The sequence below is a fragment of the Marinobacter sp. bablab_jr003 genome (assembly GCF_016464245.1).
Taxonomy (GTDB): domain Bacteria; phylum Pseudomonadota; class Gammaproteobacteria; order Pseudomonadales; family Oleiphilaceae; genus Marinobacter; species Marinobacter vinifirmus.
Genome location: NZ_JADARC010000097.1, coordinates 111,613 through 130,335, shown reverse-complemented (window position 1 = coordinate 130,335; position 18,723 = coordinate 111,613). Strand labels below are relative to the sequence as shown.

The 18,723-nt window shown below is 58.7% G+C and carries 15 protein-coding genes and 1 tRNA gene; 5 read left to right on the top strand and 11 right to left on the bottom strand.

The features are described from left to right. Positions 1 to 159: 159 nt before the first annotated feature. A complete protein-coding gene (locus H3Z84_RS09375) occupies positions 160 to 1,752 on the bottom strand; it encodes a BCCT family transporter (RefSeq protein ID WP_058341186.1) in 1,593 nt (530 codons plus the stop codon). A gap of 271 nt (positions 1,753 to 2,023) precedes the next feature. Between H3Z84_RS09375 and H3Z84_RS09370 the strand changes: the two genes are divergently transcribed. Together H3Z84_RS09370 and H3Z84_RS09365 are read left to right on the top strand one after the other, a co-directional pair. Then, the gene (locus H3Z84_RS09370; RefSeq protein WP_199457270.1) at positions 2,024 to 3,667 is read left to right on the top strand and encodes an FMN-binding glutamate synthase family protein; all 1,644 of its coding nucleotides are present in this window, start codon (positions 2,024 to 2,026) and stop codon (positions 3,665 to 3,667) included. Between the two features lie 111 nt (positions 3,668 to 3,778). Then, positions 3,779 to 3,855, top strand: a tRNA-Pro gene (locus H3Z84_RS09365). Positions 3,856 to 3,932: 77 nt separating this feature from the next. Here the strand turns inward: H3Z84_RS09365 and H3Z84_RS09360 are convergent. The 4 genes from H3Z84_RS09360 to putA all read right to left on the bottom strand — a co-directional run bounded on the left by H3Z84_RS09360 (position 3,933) and on the right by putA (position 10,430). Continuing rightward, positions 3,933 to 4,736: a DODA-type extradiol aromatic ring-opening family dioxygenase gene (locus tag H3Z84_RS09360; RefSeq protein WP_199457269.1), complete on the bottom strand. Its 804-nt coding sequence runs from the start codon at positions 4,734 to 4,736 to the stop codon at positions 3,933 to 3,935. Then, on the bottom strand, positions 4,733 to 5,296 hold the full coding sequence (locus tag H3Z84_RS09355; RefSeq protein ID WP_022989361.1) for an NADPH-dependent FMN reductase: 564 nt from the start codon (positions 5,294 to 5,296) through the stop codon (positions 4,733 to 4,735). Before H3Z84_RS09355 ends, H3Z84_RS09360 begins: the two co-directional genes overlap by 4 nt. A gap of 114 nt (positions 5,297 to 5,410) precedes the next feature. Next, entirely contained in the window at positions 5,411 to 6,607 is a 1,197-nt protein-coding gene (locus H3Z84_RS09350) for an MFS transporter (protein ID WP_228285682.1), read from the bottom strand. A 193-nt stretch (positions 6,608 to 6,800) separates the two neighbouring features. Next, positions 6,801 to 10,430 (bottom strand): bifunctional proline dehydrogenase/L-glutamate gamma-semialdehyde dehydrogenase PutA, encoded by a 3,630-nt coding sequence (gene putA, locus H3Z84_RS09345; RefSeq protein ID WP_199457268.1) that lies wholly within the window; start codon positions 10,428 to 10,430, stop codon positions 6,801 to 6,803. A 201-nt stretch (positions 10,431 to 10,631) separates the two neighbouring features. On the opposite strand from putA, the gene H3Z84_RS09340 reads away from it, so the two are divergent. The 3 genes from H3Z84_RS09340 to H3Z84_RS09330 all read left to right on the top strand — a co-directional run bounded on the left by H3Z84_RS09340 (position 10,632) and on the right by H3Z84_RS09330 (position 13,700). Further along, a complete protein-coding gene (locus tag H3Z84_RS09340) occupies positions 10,632 to 11,084 on the top strand; it encodes a winged helix-turn-helix transcriptional regulator (RefSeq protein ID WP_058341183.1) in 453 nt (150 codons plus the stop codon). A gap of 131 nt (positions 11,085 to 11,215) precedes the next feature. After that, positions 11,216 to 12,559, top strand: a complete 1,344-nt coding sequence (locus tag H3Z84_RS09335) for a GntP family permease (RefSeq protein WP_199457267.1) — start codon at positions 11,216 to 11,218, stop codon at positions 12,557 to 12,559. Between the two features lies 1 nt (position 12,560). Continuing rightward, positions 12,561 to 13,700 carry a glycerate kinase gene (locus tag H3Z84_RS09330; protein ID WP_199457266.1) on the top strand — a complete coding sequence of 380 codons (1,140 nt, stop codon included), beginning with the start codon at positions 12,561 to 12,563 and terminating at the stop codon, positions 13,698 to 13,700. 174 nt (positions 13,701 to 13,874) lie between these two features. Here H3Z84_RS09330 and H3Z84_RS09325 read toward each other — a convergent pair whose 3' ends face one another. The 6 genes from H3Z84_RS09325 to rpmI form a co-directional block, all read right to left on the bottom strand. Continuing rightward, entirely contained in the window at positions 13,875 to 14,240 is a 366-nt protein-coding gene (locus H3Z84_RS09325; RefSeq protein ID WP_022989369.1) for a MerR family transcriptional regulator, read from the bottom strand. Further along, positions 14,221 to 14,523: an integration host factor subunit alpha gene (gene ihfA, locus H3Z84_RS09320; protein ID WP_022989370.1), complete on the bottom strand. Its 303-nt coding sequence runs from the start codon at positions 14,521 to 14,523 to the stop codon at positions 14,221 to 14,223. The genes H3Z84_RS09325 and ihfA overlap by 20 nt, the downstream gene beginning before the upstream one ends. Positions 14,524 to 14,526: 3 nt before the next feature. Beyond that, positions 14,527 to 16,899 carry a phenylalanine--tRNA ligase subunit beta gene (gene pheT, locus H3Z84_RS09315; RefSeq protein ID WP_199457265.1) on the bottom strand — a complete coding sequence of 791 codons (2,373 nt, stop codon included), beginning with the start codon at positions 16,897 to 16,899 and terminating at the stop codon, positions 14,527 to 14,529. Positions 16,900 to 16,971: 72 nt separating this feature from the next. Beyond that, the gene (pheS, locus tag H3Z84_RS09310; protein ID WP_022989372.1) at positions 16,972 to 17,970 is read right to left on the bottom strand and encodes a phenylalanine--tRNA ligase subunit alpha; all 999 of its coding nucleotides are present in this window, start codon (positions 17,968 to 17,970) and stop codon (positions 16,972 to 16,974) included. A gap of 138 nt (positions 17,971 to 18,108) precedes the next feature. Then, positions 18,109 to 18,462: a 50S ribosomal protein L20 gene (rplT, locus tag H3Z84_RS09305; RefSeq protein ID WP_022989373.1), complete on the bottom strand. Its 354-nt coding sequence runs from the start codon at positions 18,460 to 18,462 to the stop codon at positions 18,109 to 18,111. 50 nt (positions 18,463 to 18,512) lie between these two features. Next, the gene (gene rpmI / locus H3Z84_RS09300) at positions 18,513 to 18,704 is read right to left on the bottom strand and encodes a 50S ribosomal protein L35 (RefSeq protein ID WP_007151842.1); all 192 of its coding nucleotides are present in this window, start codon (positions 18,702 to 18,704) and stop codon (positions 18,513 to 18,515) included. Positions 18,705 to 18,723: the final 19 nt, after the last annotated feature.

Here is an 18,723-nt window from a genome sequence, read left to right as displayed (position 1 = left end):
TTCCCAGAACAGGGCAAGAGGATTAGCATTCATAGGGACGGCGGTGAGTCGGTCAGGTTTGTTGTTTTGGCGAACTCAAAACTAACCGGTTTTACCGCCGTCTCCTACTTTTTCACGCTAACCCGCGATGAACCTTTTTTATTCCGTTACTTCAGCTGATCAGAGCAATTCGCCCCGCTGAAGCAACAGTTTCCGCTCATGGGTGAGGCCCTTGAGCAAGCCCCAGGTCATGATCAGCAGGATCACCGTAAACGGCAAGCCCGCACTGATGGCCACGGCCTGAATGGCGCCAAGCGCATCATCACCGCCGCCAAAGATCAGCGCCGCGGCAATGGCACCCTCCATAACCACCCAGAACACGCGCTGTGCAGTGGGTGCATCGGTTTTACCGCCAGCAGTGATGCTGTCGATAACCAGCGAACCGGAATCCGATGAGGTTACGAAGAACACCAGCACCAGGATAATCCCGACGAAGGAGATAATGCCGGTCAGCGGCAGGCCTTCAAACATCTGGAAGGTGGCCAGGGACACTTCAGTCAGCCCGTTCTCTGCCAGCACGCCAACGCCTTGCTGGATCTGCTCCAGCGCGGTGCCGCCAAAGCCGCTCATCCACACGGTAGTGATCACGGTGGGAATAATCAGCACAGCAGTCACAAACTCACGCACGGTACGGCCCTTGGAGACACGGGCAATAAACATACCTACGAACGGTGACCAGGAAATCCACCAGGCCCAGTAGAACACAGTCCAGCCCTGCATCCAGGCGGAATCTTCACGGCCGAACGGGTTGCTCAGGGGCACCACATTGGCCACATAGCTGGAGGACGTTACCCAGATCGTTTCCAGGATGGTCATGGTGGGGCCGGCGAACAGGATGAAGAACAGCAGTACGCCAGCCGTCATCATGTTGATGTTACTCAGCACCTTCACACCGCCGTCCAGGCCGCGGAGAACCGAGACCAGGGCCACTGCGGTAACGCCCACAATGATCGCCATCTGCACGTTGGTTCCGGAACCCAGGCCGAACAGGTAATCCAGGCCGGAGGCTGCCTGCTGGGCACCGAAGCCAAGGGAGGTTGCCAGGCCGAAGATGGTCGCTACAACCGCCAGCACATCAATGATGTGCCCCGGCCAACCCCATACGCGGTCTTTCAGCAACGGGAAGAACGCCGAGCGGATGGTCAGTGGCATGTTCTTGTTAAAGGCGAAGAAGGCCAGGGACAAAGCCACAATGGCGTAGATTGCCCAGGGGTGAAGGCCCCAGTGGTAGATGGTTGAACCCATCGCCAGGTCGCGGGCTGCGGGAGTGTTCGCCTCGACATTGAACGGCGTTTCGTACCAGCCCGTGTAGTAGGCAACCGGCTCGGCGACGGCCCAGAACATCAGGCCGATACCCATACCCGCCGCGAACAGCATGGCAAACCAGGACAAAGTGGTAAATTCCGGCTTGGCATCCTGGCCACCCAGGCGGATTTTGCCCACCGGCATGAAGATCAGCGCCAGGCTGACAATCACGAAGATGTTGGCACTTAGCAGGAAAAACCAGTCAAAACTGGCAATAATTCCCCACTTTGCACCATCGAGCGTTTCCTTGGCCATAGCCGGAAACAGCAGAGTGGCTATAACAAACAGAACTACAATGACTGCTGTTACCGGGAACACCCAGTTATGCAGGTCCAGGCCAAACGGACTGATATTATCCTGGCCTGCGACGTAGTCCGTCTGATACTCGTCTTTCACTACCTCGCCCACGTTGGAGCCTCCTGATTCTGGTGTGATTTTTGACAGTTCTATATTCAGACGCATGAATGGATATTCAAACGTTACAGGCGCGTCATCTTATTACTTTGAACTCAAAATATCAAAGCAGCAAAACGATCACGCCACCAACCATAAGCATAGACAAACGTTCAGGAAGTGCCTGAAAACTTTCACAATCAGCGGTTCCAACCCGGCAAGGTTTCCGTAAGATAGGTTTTGTAGCTGCAGGCTTCACACATCCGTTCGTCCTCCAGAGGTCACTATGGCGAAAACCACCACCTTCCCAGTACGTTATTCCGCCTACGCCATCAGCATTGCCGGGCTGATCATCTCCCTGCCTGTTACCCTGTGGCTTGGCGGCTGGTACCTCATACCGGTGATCTTCGCGGCGCTGACCGCCCTGGGCACCTGGGACCTACTGCAGCGCAGTCATACGGTGAGCCGCAATTATCCGATCATGGCGAACTTCCGCTACCTGTTCGAATCTGTGGGGCCAGAAATCCGCCAGTACTTTATCCAGTCCGACACCGAGGAGCGCCCCTTCTCCCGGGAACAGCGCACCATCGCTTACCAGCGCGCCAAGCAGGTTCTGGACAAGCGCCCTTTCGGCTCCCAGCTAAGCATGTACGAGGAAGGCTTCGAGTGGATGAACCACTCCCTCACCCCGACGCGGCTGGATAACAGCGACTTCCGCATTGTGATTGGCAGAAACTGCGCGAAACCCTACAGCGCCAGTGTGTTCAACATTTCCGCCATGAGTTTTGGCTCCCTGTCCGCCAATGCCATCCTCAGCCTGAACGCCGGAGCCCGCAAAGGCGGCTTCTACCACGACACCGGCGAAGGCTCGATATCCCGCTACCACCGGGAACCCGGTGGTGACCTGGTCTGGGAGATAGGTTCAGGCTACTTTGGCTGCCGCAATCCGGACGGCAGCTTCAACCCGGACATGTTCCGGCAGAACGCCACGCTGGACCAGGTGAAAATGATAGAGGTCAAACTATCTCAGGGGGCAAAACCCGGCCACGGAGGTATTTTGCCCGGTGAAAAAGTCACCCGGGAAATCGCCGAAGCCCGTGGCGTTCAAATGGGGGAAGACTGCATATCACCGGCCAGCCATTCCGCCTTTTCCAACCCGGTTGAGCTGTTGGAATTCCTGGACCAGTTGCGGGAACTCTCCGGCGGCAAACCGGTGGGCTTCAAGCTGGCGATCGGCCATCCATGGGAATGGTTTGCCATCGTCAAAGCCATGCTGGCAACCGGCAAGAAACCGGATTTTATTGTGGTAGATGGTGGTGAAGGTGGTACCGGTGCCGCACCGCTGGAATTCATCAACCGGCTGGGTATGCCGCTGACCGAAGCCCTGCTGCTGGTTCATAACACACTGGTTGGCGCCAACCTGCGGGAAGATATCGCCATTGGTGCCGCCGGCAAGATCACGTCTGCGTTCAACATTGCCCGCACCCTGGCCCTGGGCGCCGACTGGTGTAACGCGGCACGGGGCTATATGTTCGCCCTGGGTTGCATCCAGGCCCTGAATTGCCACACCGGCCGATGCCCTTCCGGCGTTGCGACACAGGACCCCCGCCGGGGTAACAAACTGGATGTCCCACTGAAGAGCGAGCGGGTGTACAACTTCCACAACAACACCCTGGATGCCCTGCAGAACCTGCTGGAAGCCTCCGGCCTGAAGCACCCGTCTGAACTGGGGCCGGAACATATTGTTCGTCGGGTTTCCAAAACCGAGGTACACAGCTACCTGGACCTCTTCCCCTTCCTGGAACCCGGCGCCCTGCTGGAAGGCAAAACCGGCCTGACCGTTTTCGACAAATACTGGGACGAGGCCCGGCCCGACACCTTCGAACCGCCGGAATTCATCCTGAAACTGCGGGAAACCAAGCTCCGGTAATTCCGCGAAGAAAATCGCCAGCCCCCTGTTTATTTTTACCGTGGGCTGGTGTAGACTTCGCTCCCGCTAAGCCACTGAGATAAACCTCTTTTCTTGGTGGACAGCAGTTTACGGGGCGTAGCGCAGCTTGGTAGCGCACCTGCATGGGGTGCAGGGGGTCGTAGGTTCAAATCCTACCGTCCCGACCAGAATTCCCTACAACAAAGCCCGGGCCGAAAGGTCCGGGCTTTGTTGTTTCTGGTTCTCGGATTTCAGGACAGAGTATTCAGCTCGCAAACCAGTAGAACATCCGGGAATCCTTCCCCAGCACCGTTACCGGTTCCACGTCATCTGAAGCTCGCCCGGCCATGCCGTAGCACACGTGCAGAGGCAACAAGTGCTCCTCCCTCGGATGGCAGTAGCGCGCAAAGGGCGCTTCGTCCCAACGGGCCAGACGTTCGGTACGCTCGGCTTCAGTCAGGTCCGCACCGGCAAACGTCTCCGCCAGCCAGTCCTGAAACTGCGCGTTTTTCGTATCCGCTTCGGTATCGGAGCGATCAAAGAACGCCCGCATGTTATGGAATGAGAACCCTGAGCCGATTACCAGCAGATTGTCGTAGTCCAGATCCGCCAAGGCCTGACCAATCGCCAGGTGCGCCCTGGCATCCAGAGAGTTCACCAGCGACAGCTGCACGCAGGGTATATCAGCCTCGGGGTACATCAATTTCAGGGGCACGAACAGGCCGTGGTCAAAGCCACGCTCGCCATCCAGCTTCGAGTCTATGCCCGCCTGTTCCAGAGCTGCCCGCACCTTATCCGCCAACACCGGCTCCCCCGGGCAGGGGTATTCAATACTGTAAGACTCCTCCGGGAACCCGTAGTAGTCGTAAATCAGTGGCGGATTAGCACCGGAGGTGAGCGTGGGCACCCCTTCCTCCCAATGGGCGCTCACCACAAGAATGGCAGACGGTCTGGGCAACCGCTTCGCAGCAGCTTGCAGGCTTTCTACCATCTGACGATGCCCGGGATCCCCCAGCAGCGGCATGGGGCCGCCACCGTGGGACAGGTAAAACAGGTTCACCCTGCTCACCGCATCGCCTTCAGGGCCTGCGCCCACTTGGCCATTTCTTCGAGCATCACCGTTGCGGACTCGGAATGGGGCTGCGCCGGCTGAAACTTACCGGCATCATCCATGTGCTCCCATGGCATCTGCACCATCACGCCTTCCACCATCGGCATCATCTTCAGGGTGGTTACCAGCTGCTTGGCGTTCTGGGCCGAGCGCAAACCACCAGACACGCCACCGTAGCTTACAAAGCCGCACGGCTTGTAGTTCCACTCGTTGTAGAGATAGTTCAGTGCATTCACGAATGAAGGAGGTGGGCAGTAGTTGTACTCGGGAATGACAAATACATAGGCGTCGGCCCTGGCCACGCTTTCAGACCACGCCTTGGTGTGGGCATGCTCATATTTCTGCATGCGCGGGTGGTTGGGCTCGTCGAAGACGGGGAGATTGAAATCCGCCAGGTCCACCAGCTCACTTTCAAAACCGCCCTGCTCATTGGCATGGCTGTTGAACCATTCAGCAACAGACGGCCCCTTACGGCCCGGGCGGGTACTGCAGATAATAGTTTGAAGCTTCAGAGACATGTTGTTCAGTCCTTTTTTGTGGGCATCCAGGTTGAAGGATGACTATAGGAACAACAAGCCCGGAATGAAAACGGAGAATTCAGCAAAGCTTATTCAGTTTGTCTGATCAAGGCATCAAAGGGCGGGGTCTGACCCCGTGTCGAACAATCTGCGCATTTGCTGCAGGGCAACCGCGATCAGTGCGCCGGACAGCCCGAAAGCCAGGGCAAATCCGCCCAACTCCAGCAAGGCGCCGAACATCAGCGGCGCCAGGAAGTGAATGGCGCGATTGGCCATCAGGCGCATACCGAGCGCACCGGAGCGCTTTTCCCGCTCTACGCTTTCGGCCAGGATAACCATCGAGAGTGGCTGGGTGAGGCCGGACCCAATGCCCACCAGCACCGCCAGCAGCCCCAGTAAAACCATGTGTTCGAATAGGCCCAGCAGGCCAATGCCTGCGGCGAGGGTTCCCAGAGACAGCAACACCGTATTCTCGCGCCCGCCCGCCAAGGCAATCATGCGCGCCATAAAGGGCCGGATCAGCATGGACACACCGGCCCGCAGGCTGACCAGTACACCAATCACCACCGGCGTCATGGCCAGGCTTTCCAGGTAAACCGGCAGGTAGCTGCCATACACCCCCAGGGCAAACATCCCGAGCACAGTAACCAGCACCGACAGCTGGACGCCCCGGTTAGCCTTCATTAACGCCCACTGGGCCCGGAAGCCCGCCTGCTTTCGGGTGATCGCCATCCGCTCCCGGGCCTGGCCGGTGAGTAGTAATCCAGACAGAGCTGCCAGCACCGCAAACAGCGCCATCACCAGAAAGACATTCCCCCGGCCGGTTTCGCTTGCCAGCAGTGCCCCGGCCAGCAAGGGGCCCACCACCTGCCCTCCGGACAGCCATGTGGAATACCAGCCGAAATACTTCTCCAGCGTGGGCCCGGTGCCCAGGTTGGAAATAATGGTCTGGGCGGACAGCACCATCTGCAGGTGCGCCAGCCCCACCAGCAACTGGCCCAGCACAAGGCCGCCAAAGCCATACCAGAAGTGCATGGACAACAGCCCCGCCACCATCAACACTCCGCCGGCGATCAATGTGGCACGGCCACCGTAACGGGTAACCACGCCCCCGAGGGGAATCGCCAGCAACAACGGCAGCAAATACTGGGTACTGAGCACCGCACCCAGTACCAGCGGCGAAGCGCCCAACTGCAAGCCGTAAACCGGCACCGCCACAATCAGCATGGAATACACTACAAAGCAGAAGGTGAGCGAGAGGCAGACGGCAAAGAAGTTTCGGTCAGCGTCGGGGCTTAAGAATGAAGGCAAGGGGTCGTCCTGCTGGGCCTGGCGGATGGTTAGGCGACTATCTTAACGCGGCCGGCAAGTGGGGGTGAAATCCGCACCCAAATAAAGAAAGGCCAGCCCCTTTCGGAAGCTGGCCTTAATGATCAAGCCTGTCATCTCAGGCCTTTCAACCCCGGGGTCAGACCCCGGGTCTGACCCCGGGGTTGACGCCAGCTTATTCGGCTGAGGCGATCAGGCTGGCGTTGCCGCCGGCGGCGGTGGTGTCGATACACAGGTGGCGTTCAATCACGTAGCGCTGGTCCAGCTTGTGCTCCGTGATGATCGGCAGCAAGGCACCATCGCGCTTGGCCAGGGCCTGGCGGTACTGCTTCAGCAGCGGCTTTTCAGCCACGCTGGTAACCCCTTCATAACCGTTGAGCTGAAGCAGCGCGTCGGGCTCCAGCAGGCCGTCTACCGCGGCCACCGGCAGGCCGGCTTTGATGGCGTCAGCCAGCAGCTTTTCAACACCCGGCGCAATCACAACCACCTTGTTGCCCTGGGACAACGCAGTGCCCGCCTGCTCTATCGCAGATTCCGCATCCGGCCCAAGACAAAGCACAACACCACGGGCATGGCAGGACAGATGGTTCTGCTCGCCAGTCGGCCCCGGCATTTCCTCGTAGCCTACATCCAGCGGTGCGGGCAGGTCGCCAAAGTACGGCTTGAGCGCCTGCTGCCGGCCTTCTGCGACCGGAGCATCTACCTTCGCCAGCTGGTCGATCAGCTTCTGCACCTTGCTGGCCGTAACCGATTTGGCATCGGCAGGGGCCGCCTTTTCAACCACCTCGCCTTTGATGAACCGGCGCACATACTGCGGGCCACCGGCTTTCGGGCCGGTACCGGACAGGCCTTCGCCGCCGAACGGCTGGGAGCCCACGATGGCGCCGATCTGGTTACGGTTAACGTAGGTGTTGCCCACCTTGATACGACTGGAAATGTGCTCAATGCGGCGATCAACACGGCTATGGATACCAAACGTCAGGCCGTAGCCCTTGGCGTTCACAGCATCGATCACCTTGTCGATATCCTTCGCGGCGAAGGTGGCCACATGCAGCACCGGGCCGAAGATTTCCTCTTCCATTTCCTCGATGCCGCTAACCTTGAGCACTGCAGGCGACACAAACCGGCCCTTCTCAGGCACCGACATTTTCTTCAGCAACTTGCCCTGCTGCTCAAATTTATCGCAATGATCGGCAATTTTCGTGCGGGCGTCCTCGTCGATCACCGGGCCCACGTCTGTAGACAGCAGCCACGGGTCGCCAACGCCCAACTCTTCCATAGCACCGTAGAGCATTTCCAGCAGGTTCTCGGCGATGTCTTCCTGCACGTAGAGCATACGCAGGGCGGAACAGCGCTGGCCGGCACTCTGGAATGACGAAGCCAGTACATCCCGCACCACCTGCTCGGGCAGCGCCGTGGAATCCACAATCATGGCATTCAGGCCACCGGTTTCTGCCACCAGCGGGGCATCCGGCGCCATTTTTTCTGCCATGGCCTTGTTGATGCGCTGTGCCGTGGCGGTAGAGCCGGTGAAACACACGCCGGTTACCCGGGCGTCTGAGGTCAGCGCTGAGCCCACGGTTGCACCGGTGCCCGGCAGCAACTGCACGGCGGCTTTCGGAATACCCGCCTGGTGCATCAGTTCCACCGCACGAACGGCCAGCAGCGAGGTCTGTTCCGCCGGCTTGGCCAGCACCGCGTTACCGGCAGCAAGGTTCGCCAGGATCTGGCCGGTGAAGATAGCCAGCGGGAAGTTCCATGGCGAGATACAGCACATCACACCCCGGGCCTGGCCATCGTCCTTGTAGCGGATGCCTTCGTTGGCGTAGTACATGGCAAAGTCGACGGCTTCGCGAATTTCCGCCACCGCATCAAGCAGGGATTTACCGGCTTCACGGGTGGTCAGCGCAAACAGCTCGTGCACATTCTCTTCGTACAAATCACCGACTTTGCGGATCATCTCGGCCCGCTGCTCCGCCGGCACTGCCGACCACTGGCTGAAGCCGTCCCGGGCGGCGTCCATGGCCGCATGGATGTCGGCTTCGGAGGTGTAGGTAATATGGCCCACCAGGTCATCCGGATCGGCCGGGTTACGCACTTCCACCACTTCATCACTGGTGGATTCCACCGCCAGCACCGGGCCGCCCTGCCACTGATGGGATTTGTACCGGTTACGGCCGGCGTCAATTTCCGCCACCGTCACCGGATCGGTAATGTCCCAGCCCTTAGAGTTACGGCGCTGGTCACCGAAGATCTTCGCCGGCGGCACAATGGCCTTGCTGGAAATGTCATGGCCCAGCTGCATCACCACGTCGATCGGGTCTTTGGCGATCTCTTCCGGCGTAATGCTGGTGTCGACAATCTGGTTTACAAAGGAGCTGTTGGCCCCGTTTTCCAGCAGGCGGCGCACCAGGTACGCCAGCAGGTCTTTGTGGGCACCAACCGGAGCGTAGATACGGCACGGCACCTTGCTGTCTTCCAGTACCTGGTCGTGCAGCGATTCACCCATACCGTGCAGGCGCTGGAACTCAAACTTGTCCCGGCCCAGGTCTTTCGCCAGTTCCAATACCGCAGACACCGAGTGGGCGTTGTGGGTAGCAAACTGCGGGTAAATCCGATCAGTCATGCCCAGCAACTGGCGGGCGCAGGCCAGGTAAGACACGTCACTGCAGGCCTTGCGGGTAAACACCGGGAAGCCGTCCAGGCCCATCACCTGGGCCCGCTTGATCTCGGCATCCCAGTAGGCGCCTTTTACCAGTCGCACCATGATGCGGCGGTCGAGTTTTTCAGACAGGGCATACAGCCAGTCAAGGGTCTGGGAAGCCCGCTTGGCGAAGGCCTGGACCACCACGCCAAAGCCGTCCCAACCTTTGAGTTCTTCGTCTGAGAGGATAGCTTCGATCACGTCCAGAGACAGGTCCAGGCGGTCCTGCTCTTCGGCATCGATGTTGAAGCCCATATTGGCCGCGGCGGCTTTTTTGGCGAGTGTCAGGGCGCGGGGGACCAGTTCGGTCATCACCCGTTCTTTCTGGCCGTATTCGTAACGGGCCAGCAAGGCAGACAGTTTTACGGAAATACCGGGATTGGTGCGCACATCGCCTTCACAGCGCTTGCTGATGCTGTCGATGGCATCGGAATAGGCGTTGAAGTAACGCTCGGCATCGGCATCGGTGCGGGCCGCTTCGCCCAGCATGTCATAGGAATAGGTGTAGCCCTGCTCTTCCTGGGATTTGCCGCGATCCTGGGCTTCTTCAATGGTACGGCCCAACACAAACTGCCGGCCCATTTCTTTCATGGCCTGGCCAGCGGCGGTGCGCACCACCGGTTCACCCAGGCGCTTCACCATCTTGCGCAGGGTGTCACCCACGCTCTGGCGCTCGGAGTCTTTCAGCAGGTTGCTGGTCATCAGAAGGGCCAGCGTGGCCGAGTTGATCAGGCCGGACTTGGCTTTACCCACGTGGGCGCCCCAGTTACCAGAAGTGATCTTGTCTTCGATCAGATCCTGGATAGTGAGGTTATCCGGCACCCGCAACAGCGCCTCGGCCAGGCACATCAGGGCCACGCCCTCTTTGGTGGTCAGGCCGTATTCAGCCAGGAACTTTTCCATGATGGTGGGCTTGGCGTTATCACGCACATCCCGCACCAGATCCGCTGCCCGGGCTGAAATGGCCTTGCGGGTTTCATCAGACAGCTGAGCCTGCTCAATCAGCTGGTGAATCACTTCATATTCATCCGCCAGGTAGTTATTGCGGATGGCCTGGCGAATGTCCTGAAGCCCGGGGGACACGGATTGCTGCAGACTCATGGATGTACCTCCTGATTATTTTGATTGCTGACCGCATTGTAGCCAACGGGGAATATGCTATTTACCTAATACAGCGCGAAACACCGAGATAATTTCCTTTTTTGATACGTTAAAAATTACCGCTTCGCCCACAAATTCATTAAAGTCAGCCATATTCACCAAACCAATGAAAGCCAGCCACCTCCTTCAAGGATAGCAGCCATGTCAGATCTCGACAGGATCGACCTTTCCATCATCCGGGAACTCCAGAAAAACGGGCGGATCACCGTCACCGAGCTGGCCTCGCGGGTGGGCTTGTCGAAAACCCCTTGCCAGGTGCGCATGCGCCGGCTCGAAGACCAGGGCTATATCACCGGCTACAGCGCCATGGTGAACCAGACCAAGCTGGGCCAGTCCCACGTCGCCTTCGCCCAGGTAACCCTCAACGACACGTCCAGCAAAGCCCTCGCGGCGTTCAACGCTGCGGTCAAACAGATCTCTGCGGTCGAGCAATGTCACATGATGGCCGCCAACTTCGACTACCTGCTGAAGGTAAGAACAAAGAACATGGCCGAATACCGCCAGGTACTGGGCGAGCAGATCTCCAGCCTGCCCCATGTGCTGCAGACCAGTTCATTTGCGGTGATGGAGAATGTGAAGGATCGGGGGTTATAGGATTAAAGAGTCCCGTTTACGGAAATCCCACAAAGCGGGGGTGCGCAGAGCCATGTTTGACTTTAAACTTGGCGCCGAATAACCAACCTGATTAGTAGGATATTAACCCGGCCCTATTCTGGAGATTGCCGATGCATCTGGTACTGATCCTGGTCGCGATCATAATTTTCATTGTGTTCGCCACCAGCCGACTGAAACTGAATCCGTTTATCACCCTGTTACTGGCATCCTTCCTGGCTGCCTTCGCGTTTGGTTTACCACTCGCAGATATCGAGAAAACCATCCGTGCCGGCTTCGGCAACATTCTGGGCTACATTGGCCTGGTGATCGTGCTGGGCACAATTATCGGCGTTATCCTCGAACGCACTGGCGCAGCCATCGTGATGGCCGAAACCATTATCAAGATCCTGGGCCAGAAGTTTCCTACCCTCACCATGTCACTGGTCGGGTTTATTGTTTCCATACCGGTCTTCTGCGACTCCGGCTATGTCATTCTTAACAGCCTGAAGCGCTCCATGGCCCGCTCCCTGAGCGTATCCCCGGTCTCGATGACCGTTGCCCTGTCTACCGGCCTGTTCGCAACCCATACGCTGGTACCCCCCACCCCCGGCCCTATCGCTGCAGCGGGCAACCTCGGGCTGGAGGACAACCTCGGCATGGTCATCGGTGTTGGCCTGGTTTTCGCCATCATCGCCGCGATGGCAGGCCTGTTCTGGGCTTCACGATGTAAAAACCTGAGCAGCACCGAACTGGAACAGGCAGAGGAAGCCTTCGAGGAAGCAAAGCAGCACTACGGTGAACTGCCTTCCGCCGGCAAAGCCTTTGCTCCGATCTTTATCCCGATCCTCCTGATCTGCCTGGGCTCGGTCGCAAGCTATCCCACGGCTCCGCTGGGGGACGGCCTGCTGTACGAGACACTGAACTTCCTGGGCAAACCCCTGAACGCCTTGCTGATTGGCCTAGGCTTCGCGCTGACTCTGCTACAAGGCAAAGGCAAGCTGGAAGAGTTTGGACGTCACACCAGTAAAGGCCTGGAAGTGGCCGCGCCGATCATCCTGATCACAGGTGCAGGCGGTGCCTTTGGTGCAGTTCTCGCCGCCACACCGCTTGGCGAGTATCTGGGTGATACCCTTTCAACGCTTGGCCTTGGTGTTGTGATGCCGTTTATTGTTGCTGCCGCCCTGAAGTCAGCCCAGGGTTCGTCCACGGTCGCACTGGTTACAGCGTCTGCCCTGGTCGCACCGTTGCTTCCTCAGCTGGGGCTGGATTCGGATATGGGCCGGGTACTCACAGTTATGGCCGTTGGTGCCGGCGCAATGACGGTGTCCCACGCTAACGACAGCTACTTCTGGGTAGTCTCCCAGTTCAGCAAAATGAACGTGGCCACGGCCTATAAATCCCACACGACAGCCACCCTGATTATGGGCCTTGTGACCATTACCGCAGTCTGGCTGACATCCCTGGTGGCTTTGTAACATGCGCATCGTCATCGCCCCGGACTCTTTCAAGGAATGCCTGGCTGCCGAACAGGTAGCCAGTGCCATCGCCCGCGGCTGGCGCCGGGCGGCGCCGGAGGACCAGATTACTGAAGTACCGCTGGCCGATGGCGGTGAGGGTACTACCGTTGCACTCACCGAGGCCCGTATGGGAGAACTGCATGAGGTGACGGTAACCGGCCCGCTCGGACAGCCGGTGACTGCCCGCTACGGGCTGGTGAATGATGGTGAGACGGCGATTGTGGAGGTGGCTGAAGGTAGCGGCCTGCATTGTGTGCCCGCCAACGCCAGGGATACCCTGACCGCCTCCAGCCAGGGCACCGGAGAGCTGCTGCTTGCCGCGCTGGCTCACCGGCCGAAAACCCTGATCATGGGGCTAGGTGGCAGCGCCACCACCGACGGCGGTGCAGGAATTCTTCAGGCAATGGGCGCCCGGCTGCTGGACGCCCGGGGCCAGGACATTCCTGCCGGCGGAACCGGCCTGGAGCAACTGGCCAGTGTAGACCTTAAACCTGCTATTGATCGCCTGTCCGGAGTGCGTCTGGTCGTCGCTTGCGATGTGAATAATCCCCTGCTCGGCCCTAACGGCGCTGCCGCCGTTTTCGGGCCCCAGAAAGGCGCCAATGCCCAACAGGTTGTGCAGCTGGATTCCAACCTGGGGCACTTTGCCGGGCTGGTGCAACAGCAGGGCTTTGATATCGCGAGTTTTCCGGGCAGCGGTGCGGCCGGCGGTATTGGCGGTATGGTGGCCGGAATACTTGGCGCACAGTTGCGCCCGGGCATCGAGCTGGTGATGGAAACCGTCGAACTGGAAAGCCATGTGAAAGGTGCAGACCTGGTGATCACGGCCGAAGGGGCCATCGACGCCCAGAGCGCCTACGGCAAAACACCGGCCGGCGTGGCCGGCCTTGCCAGCAAACACGGTATACCGGTGATCGGCCTGGCCGGCAAATTGGGCGCGGAACTGGGGGAGCTACACCAGCTCGGCCTGACCGCTGCCTTCTCGATCACACCTGCCCCAATGGACCTCCAACAAGCCTACCAGCAGGCTGAGGCCAACCTGGAGCAATCCGCCGAGCAACTGGCCCGGCTGCTTCACGGCCTGTCAGGCCGTCGCTGAACGCTTCTTCAAGCCGGTCAGCTCAATCTTGCCGCGGGCCAGGCCAACCTGGCCCCTATCTTCGGCATCAAAACCTGCAAGAAGAAGTAAGTCCTGGCTCAGCCTTAACGCAAAAAGGCCGGGGCAAAATGCCACGGCCTTTTCGTTACAGTACCTTGCTGCGGGATATTCGCCTCAGGACGCCGGCGAATTCAGCACATCCAGTACTTCTTCCAGTTCGGTAATCATCTGGCGGATCAGCTGCTTGTACTGGGAGGTATCGTCTTTCACCTCACTGCTGCTGAGTTTCTGCTTGGCACCGCCAATGGTGTAGCCCTGATCGTATAGCAGGCTGCGAATCTGGCGAATGGTGATAACGTCTGCCCGCTGATAGTAACGGCGGTTGCCCCGGCGTTTCACCGGCGACAGCTGCGGGAATTCCTGCTCCCAGTACCGCAGTACATGGGCCTTCACCGCACACAGATCGGCTACTTCACCGATGGTGAAATAGCGCTTCCCCGGAATGGCGGGGAGTTCGTTGTTATGACTCGGTTCCAGCATACGTTTCTACTTTTTGCTTGAGTTTCTGGCCTGGCCGGAAAGTCACGACACGCCTGGCACTGATAGGGATTTCCTCACCCGTTTTCGGGTTCCGTCCCGGCCGCTGCTTCTTGTCCCTGAGGTCGAAGTTGCCGAATCCCGACAACTTCACCTGCTCGTTGTGGCTGAGTGCGCCCCTGATCTCGTCGAAGAAAGCTTCCACCATTTCCTTGGCTTCCCGTTTGTTAAGACCCAATTCCTCATACAAACGTTCCGCCATGTCCGCTTTCGTCAAAGCCGCCATCTGTCAACTCCTCAGTGTTGCCCCCAACTCTTCCTTCAGGGCGTCGATGACCCCGTTGAAGAGCGAATGCACTTCGTCTTCGTTGAGCGTGCGCTCCGGATGCTGCCAGAACAGGCTGACCGCCAGGCTGCGGTTGCCTTCGCCCAGGCTTTCGCCTTCGTAGACATCAAACACACGCATCGCTGTCAGGTGCTCGCCGGCATGCTTGCGGGCGATTTCTTCAACCTGAGCAAACGCCACATCGCTCCCGATAATAATAGCCAAATCCCGACGAACTTCCGGGAATTTCGAAATATCTTTGAAATTAGGCACATATCCGGTAACGATCGAATTCAAGAATAGCTCAAACATCAGGATCGTGCCATTAAGTTCAAGATTTTTCTGCACTTGCGGGTGCAATGTACCCAACCAGCCCACATGCTCACCGTCGCGCAGCAATTCGGCGGTCTGGCCCGGGTGCAGAGCCGGGTGCTGGCTGGCGAGGAACTGAATCTCGATACCCAGCACGTTGAACAGGCTCTCCAACTCCCCTTTTACATCAAAGAAGTCGGCGGTTCTGCGACCGTTTACCCAGTTTTCCGGCACCTGGTTACCAACCACGACACCGGCCAGCATCGGCTGCTGATCGATGCCATCACCATTCTGTTCGAAACGCAGACCAGTCTCGAACAGGCGAATCCGTGGCTGCTGACGGTTCTGGTTATGGGCAACCGTCTTCAGCAGGCCGCTCCACAGGGTGGTGCGCATCACTGAAAGATCGGCGGAGATCGGGTTCGCCAGGGCGATGCCCTCACGCTCGGGGTCCAGCAGCTGCTGAACCTTCGGGTCTACGAAGCTGTAGGTCACGGCTTCCTGGTAACCCTGCGCCACAAAGAAATTGCGGATAGCAGACAGCGGGCGAACCGCTTCTTCCCGAGCACGAAGACCCAGGGAACCGGTCGGCTCGGTAACCGGCAGGTTGTTGTAACCATAGATCCGGCCCACTTCCTCGATCAGGTCTTCCTCGATAGAAATATCCGGGCGGAAGCTGGGTACGCTGATGCGCCAGCCATCTTTCAACAGCTTGTCGGTACGCAGGCCAAGGCGTGTCAGGATTTCTTCAACCGTGGTCCGGTCGATCGCCAGGCCCAGCACATCCGCCAGGCGCTGCTCTCGCAGGTCAATGGTGCGCGCCTTGGGCAGGTGTTCGTCGCTGTACACTTCAACAATTTCGCCGGGCTCACCACCGACAATCTCCATCAGCAGGCTGGTAGCCCGCTCCATGGCATCCCGGGCCAGCTCGTAGTCGACGCCACGTTCGAAGCGGTGGGAAGCATCGGTATGCAGGCCATACTCGCGCGCCTTACCGGCCAGGGTAATCGGGTCGAAATAGGCAGACTCCAGCACCAGGTCCCGGGTCTTGGCGCTCACACCAGAGTGCTCGCCACCCATCACGCCGGCAATGGCCACCGGCTTCTCGTGATCGGCAATCACCAGGGTGTTTTCAGTCAGTTCCACTTCCTGGCCATCCAGCAACACCAGCTTTTCAGCCGGCTTTGCCATGCGCACCACAATGCCGCCCTGGATCTCTTCGCGATCGAACGCGTGCATGGGCTGACCAAGTTCCAGCATGACGTAGTTGGTGACATCCACCGCCGCGTCAATGGAACGGATACCGGAACGACGCAGCTTTTCCTGCATCCACAGCGGGGGTTCCGCCTGCAGGTTCACGTTGCGCAGTACTCGGCCCAGATAGCGGGGACAGCCGGCGGGAGCTTCCACACGAATGTCAGGAACCTCTGAATGCACGGCTTCAACCGGCTCGATAGCCGGCGCGTTCACCAGCAGGCTGTTCAGAACACCCACTTCACGAGCCAGGCCTTTGATGGACAGGCAGTCACTGCGGTTCGGGGTGAGATCTACATCGATGGTGATGTCGTTCAGCTTGAGGTAATCCGCCACGGCCTGCCCCACAGGGGCGTCGGCAGGCAACTCCATCAGGCCATCATGATTCTCGGACAACGCAAGCTCGGACTCGGAACAGAGCATGCCTTCGGAAGGCTGGCCGCGCAGCTTGGCCTTCTTGATCTTGAAGTTGCCAGGCAACACCGCGCCGACAACCGCGAACGGCACTTTCAGGCCGGCACGCACATTGGGCGCACCACAAACAACCTGCACGGTGTTGGTACCATCGCTCACCTGGCACACGCGCAGCTTGTCAGCATCCGGATGGGGTTCAGCGGAGATCACCTCGCCAACCACCACGCCGGTGAATTCGCCAGCCACCGGTTCGAAGCCGTCCACTTCCAGCCCGGCCATAGTGATCTGGTCCATAAATTCCTGGGATCCCAGATTCGGATTAACCCATTCGCGCAGCCACTGTTCACTGAATTTCATCGTTCTTGCCTTGTCCTGATGCGATTTGTGCGGTTGATTCTGAGCTCTGCGTACGCCGTTCTGCCCTGGGGCTTACCGGAACTGGCGCAGGAAACGCAGGTCGTTTTCGAAGAACATGCGCAGGTCTTTCACGCCGTAGCGAAGCATGGCCAGGCGCTCTACGCCCAGGCCAAAGGCAAAGCCACGATATTCTTCGGCATCAATGCCGCAATGCTCGAACACTTTCGGGTGCACCATGCCGCAGCCCATGACTTCCAGCCACTTGATGCTGCCGTCTGCTTCCCGGCCCCACTCGATATCCACCTCGGCGGATGGCTCGGTGAACGGGAAATAAGACGGACGGAAACGTACTTTCAGGTCACGCTCGAAGAACACCCGCAGGAATTCTTCCACCGTGCTTTTGAGATCCGCAAAGCTGACGTTCTTCTCAACCAGCAACCCCTCCACCTGGTGGAACATGGGGGTGTGGGTCATGTCGGAATCGCAGCGGTAAACGCGGCCCGGGCAGATCATACGGAACGGCGGCTTGCCGGCTTCCATGGTACGGATCTGGACCGGAGAGGTATGGGTGCGCAGCAGGGTACCGGGATTGAAGTAGAAGGTATCGTGCATGGCGCGGGCCGGGTGGTGCCCGGGAATATTCAGGGCCTCGAAGTTGTGGTAATCGTCTTCGATCTCGGGCCCTTGCTCCACGCTGTAACCGGCGCGGGCAAAAATCTCTTCAATACGCTGCAGGGTGCGGGTTACCGGGTGCAGCCCACCCAGGTCCTGGCCACGGCCCGGCAGGGTAACATCAATGGATTCGCTGGCCAGCCTGGCCTCGATGGCCGCCTTCTCGAGATCCGCACGGCGGGCATTGATGGCCTGTTCAACCTGCCCCTTGGCTTCGTTGATCTTCTGACCGGCCGCAGGGCGTTCCTCTGCCGAGAGCTTGCCCAGGGTCTTTGCCTGCTGGGTAATTACGCCTTTCTTGCCGAGGTATTCCACGCGAATTTGATCAAGTGCCTGCAGGTTGTCTGCCTTTTCAACGGCGCTCAACCCGTCCTGAACCAATTGCTCCAGGTTTTCCATTGACCCTGCTCCAAACCAGAAATGGGGTAGGTTAAAACAAAAATAGGGGAAGAGCGTGCCCTTCCCCTATCAGAGGGTGCATTCACGATGACATGAAGCACCCGGATCGATCAGTCATCGATGAAAGAGCTTAAGCGATCACAGGGACGCTTTGGCCTTCTCAACAACAGCGGCAAACGCCTGCTGCTCGTTCATGGCCAGGTCAGCCAGAACCTTACGATCGATTTCAACATTCGCTTTCTTCAAGCCAGCGATCAGACGGCTGTAAGACAGACCGTTTGCACGGGCGCCAGCGTTGATACGGGCAATCCACAGTGCACGGAATGCGCGCTTACGGTTGCGACGGTCACGGTAGGCATACTGACCAGCCTTGATAACCGCCTGCTTGGCAACGCGGAATACACGACTACGAGCGCCGTAGTAACCCTTGGCCTGCTTGAGAATCTTCTTGTGACGACGACGTGCTACCACGCCACGCTTTACACGAGCCATACTATAATCCTTCTACCTTTACTTTCTAAGGAACGTTTCGCGCGGCTGGATCAGCACGCGGTCATGCGCTTGATAGATGCAACATCTGACTTGGCGATGAGCTTGGTGCCGCGCAGCTGACGCTTACGCTTCGGGCTCTTCTTGGTCAGGATGTGGCTGGTGAAGGACTGCTTGTGCTTGAAGCCAGTGGCGGTCTTTTTGAACCGCTTGGTAGCTCCGCTCTTGGTTTTCATCTTCGGCATTTTTAAAACTCCGCATTCT